This window comes from Citricoccus sp., from assembly GCF_035445025.1.
Lineage (GTDB): Bacteria > Actinomycetota > Actinomycetes > Actinomycetales > Micrococcaceae > Citricoccus.
The window spans coordinates 1-2,988 of record NZ_DAOMPX010000102.1 but is presented as its reverse complement, the minus strand read 5'-3'; the positions used below and the strand labels follow the sequence as shown (position 1 = coordinate 2,988).

Sequence of the window (2,988 nt, the reverse complement as noted above, 5' to 3'; positions counted from 1 at the left end):
GGCCGTCCCGGCGGCGACGGATCCGGGTTCCCGGTCCAGGACCAGCTGACGGGTCCTGCGGGCGACGGTCGCCACCCCCTTCTCCAGGGGTCCCTGGCCGAACCTGCGGTGCCAGTACCAGGCGAAGGCGGCGGCCGCGGCGAGGTGCAGGACGAACCAGAGGACGGGATCGTCGTAGTGGAGCTCCGGGGCCAGGGCGATCAGGTGCGCCGAGTACAGGGTCAGGGTCATCGAGCCCATGGCCGCCAGCGGCATCAGCACCCGGCCGGTCCGCTCGGCGAGGAGCAGGAACAGTCCGGTCACGAGCAGTCCCAGGCCCAGGCTGGCTCCGATGGCCAGGGTCGTGTTGGCGTGAGGAGTGTCCACGGCCAGCCACCAGGCAGAGGTGTCCGGGATCTCCTCGCTGCCGAAGGTCAGGGTCCAGTCCAGCTCATCCTCCGACATGTCCGAGGCGGCCAGGAGCGCGTTGTACCCCCCGGCGGGGCCCAGCAGGAGGGCGGACAGCAGGTGGGACAGGGCGGCCAGCGCGGCGCCGGCACCGGCGATCATGGCCTGGACGCGCGTGCTGCGCAGGTTCAGTCGGCCGAGACCGAGGCCCACCAGCAGGTAGGTCATGTACGCCAGGGCGGGGTAGTTGCCGGTCAGCAGCAACTCCGAGACGGTGCCGAGGGGCTCGGTGACCAGGTTGACCACGGTGTGGTTCCAGGCGGAGGACTCGGGCAGCTCCGGTCCCACTTGCTGGAGCAGGATGGGGAAGATGACGGCGAAGGCGGCGGCACTGAGGAAGAGCGCGCGGGTCCGCAGGTGCAGGAACGGGATCGTCAGCAGGAAGAACACGGCGTAGTAGGTCAGGATGTTGTTCGCCGGCGGGTCCCAGGGCAGGATGGCCGAGATCACCAGGCCGATGGCGCCGATCACCAGGGCCCGGGCCACGAGGCCCAGACGGTCCGCGGCGAGTTGCCGTCCCCGGTGCGGGGTGGCCCCGCCGGTGCTGAAGGCCAGTCCGACGCCGGCCAGGAGGGCGAACAGCGCGGCCGAGTCACCGGAGAACAGGTTCCAGGCCAGGGTGGGATCACCGGCGTCGGTCTCGTCCGGGAAGATGTGGATGGCGATCAGCCCGATCAGCGCCAGGCCGCGGGCAGCGTCGATCCCGATCAGCCGTCCGGTGCGCCGGGGTGCGGGGGGTGCCAGGGGGGAGACAGCGGCGTCCTGGGATGCCTCATGCGTGCTCATCGGTGTTCCTCGTCCGTGAGGCGACTCCCCCGGGGGCGGGATCGTCGCGTGATCTGGTGCAGGTACCAGACCACCACCGGCGTCTAGGTCTCCCGTAGGTCACGCCTGTGCGGAACCTGTGACCAACGGCCTTGTCAGACGCCGGGAGCGCCGCAGGTGCCTGCGGCGCTCCCGGGTCCGGGGGAGGGACGAGAGGTATCAGGGGTGTATCGGGACGGTGCGGGGTGGGCCGGATGGAGGAGGAACGGGGTCGAAGGGACGGCCGGCGCTGTGGCTCAGGTCGGCCGGGCGGGATCAGGACGGCGGGGTGTCCGCGATGCCCTCCGTGTGGGCGCGGCGACCGGTCGCGCCCGTGGGTGAGGTCAGGGCGTCGCGGATCTCGGTGAGGAGCTTGACGTCCTCTGGGACCTCCTCGGCGGCCGGGGTGATGCCCAGCTTGCGGTTTCGGGCCTCCACGATCTTGTTCATCGGCATGATGATGACGAAGTAGACCGCGCCGGCCACGAGCAGGAAGTTGACGATGGTGGTGAGCAGGACGCCGAACTTGATGTCATTGCCGTTGAAGGTGACCACGGCGAAGGAATCGAAGTTGGGTGAACCGACCAGTCCGGAGATGAACGGCATCAGGACCGAGTCGACGAGTGCGGTGACGACGGCGCCGAAGGCGGCACCGATGATGACGGCAACGGCCAGATCGAGCACGTTGCCCTTCATGATGAATTCCTTGAATCCCTGGAGCATGGTCCGAGGCTAGCGTGGGAAACGGTCCGTGCCACGCCGTCATCGTCGGGGATCCGCGGGCATCACCACCGGTGCGCCACGTCGATCACCAGGCGCGAGCCCGTGCCGGGACCGTCCAGGATCATCACGCGCATGGGGAGCCGGGCACGCACGCCCAGCCCGAAGGTGGTCTGGCCCTCGAAGCTGCCGGCATAGGCGACCTGCCGGAAGGTCCGGTAGCCGTCCACGTCCGCCACATGGTCCCAGTCGGCCGGGGCATAGGTGGCCCGCCCGGAGTCCGTGTAGGTCCGGGCCTTGACGATGATCCGGATGTCCGTGCCGGTGAGCGGGACGTACTCGCCCTGTCCCTCGGTGTAGACGCGGCCGTAGCGGACGTCATAGCCCTTGACCTTGTACCGCAGGTCCACGACCATCCGGTCGAAGCAGGTGTGGCGTCCGGTGCGGACGCCGGTGATCTGGGCGGTGGACTCGATGGCCCGGGTCTTGGCCGCGGATCCCCACGTGATGCCGCAGTAGGGGGCCGCGGTGGCCGGCGGTGGGGCCGTGACCCCCAGGCCCAGTCCCAGCCCGACGGCCAGGGCGGCGGTGGCTGCTGCGGCGAACGGCTTCTTCATGACGGTGTCCTTCTCTGTCCGTGGTGGGTCTGTCTTTGGTGGATCTTTCCGGAGTCGTGGCCCGCGGGGTGTGGGCCGGCCCCTGCGGGGCCGAGGGTGCGTCACCAGCGATGGGCGACGTCGACGACCAGCCGGGAACCGCCACCGGGGCCCTCGAGCTGGAAGACGCGGAACGGCAGCCGGGCGCGTACGCCCAGGCCGATCGAGGTGTAGGCCTCGTCGTGGCTGCGCGGCTGCCCGGCGGACTCCCCGGTGACCGTCTCCCGGTGGTGGGAGGCGAGGACGACCTGGCGGAGCGTGCGGTAGCCGGAGACGTCGCGCAGTTCCCGGGTGTTGCCCGGCGTCCAGGTGAGCGTGCCGGTACTGGTGGTGGACGGGTTGGTGAGGAACACCTGCAGGT

At 70.1% G+C, this 2,988-nt stretch carries 4 protein-coding genes; all 4 read right to left on the bottom strand.

Going from position 1 to position 2,988, the window contains the following annotated elements:
* Positions 1–1,233: heparan-alpha-glucosaminide N-acetyltransferase domain-containing protein (locus tag PLJ28_RS14860; protein WP_324590337.1), on the bottom strand; the 1,233-nt coding region annotated here is incomplete at its 3' end.
* A gap of 294 nt (positions 1,234–1,527) precedes the next feature.
* Complete coding sequence (gene mscL, locus PLJ28_RS14855; RefSeq protein WP_183527498.1) at positions 1,528–1,974, bottom strand: large conductance mechanosensitive channel protein MscL; 447 nt, start codon at positions 1,972–1,974, stop codon at positions 1,528–1,530.
* 62 nt (positions 1,975–2,036) lie between these two features.
* Positions 2,037–2,588 (bottom strand): AMIN-like domain-containing (lipo)protein, encoded by a 552-nt coding sequence (locus tag PLJ28_RS14850; protein WP_010145697.1) that lies wholly within the window; start codon positions 2,586–2,588, stop codon positions 2,037–2,039.
* A 101-nt stretch (positions 2,589–2,689) separates the two neighbouring features.
* Positions 2,690–2,988: AMIN-like domain-containing (lipo)protein (locus PLJ28_RS14845; protein ID WP_502877095.1), on the bottom strand; the 299-nt coding region annotated here is incomplete at its 5' end.

Excerpts from the sequence above, each read along its gene's own strand:
- mscL (WP_183527498.1), bottom strand. The coding sequence starts at position 1,974 with ATGCTCCAGGGATTCAAGGAATTCATCATGAAGGGCAACGTGCTCGAT.
- PLJ28_RS14850 (WP_010145697.1), bottom strand. The coding sequence starts at position 2,588 with ATGAAGAAGCCGTTCGCCGCAGCAGCCACCGCCGCCCTGGCCGTCGGG.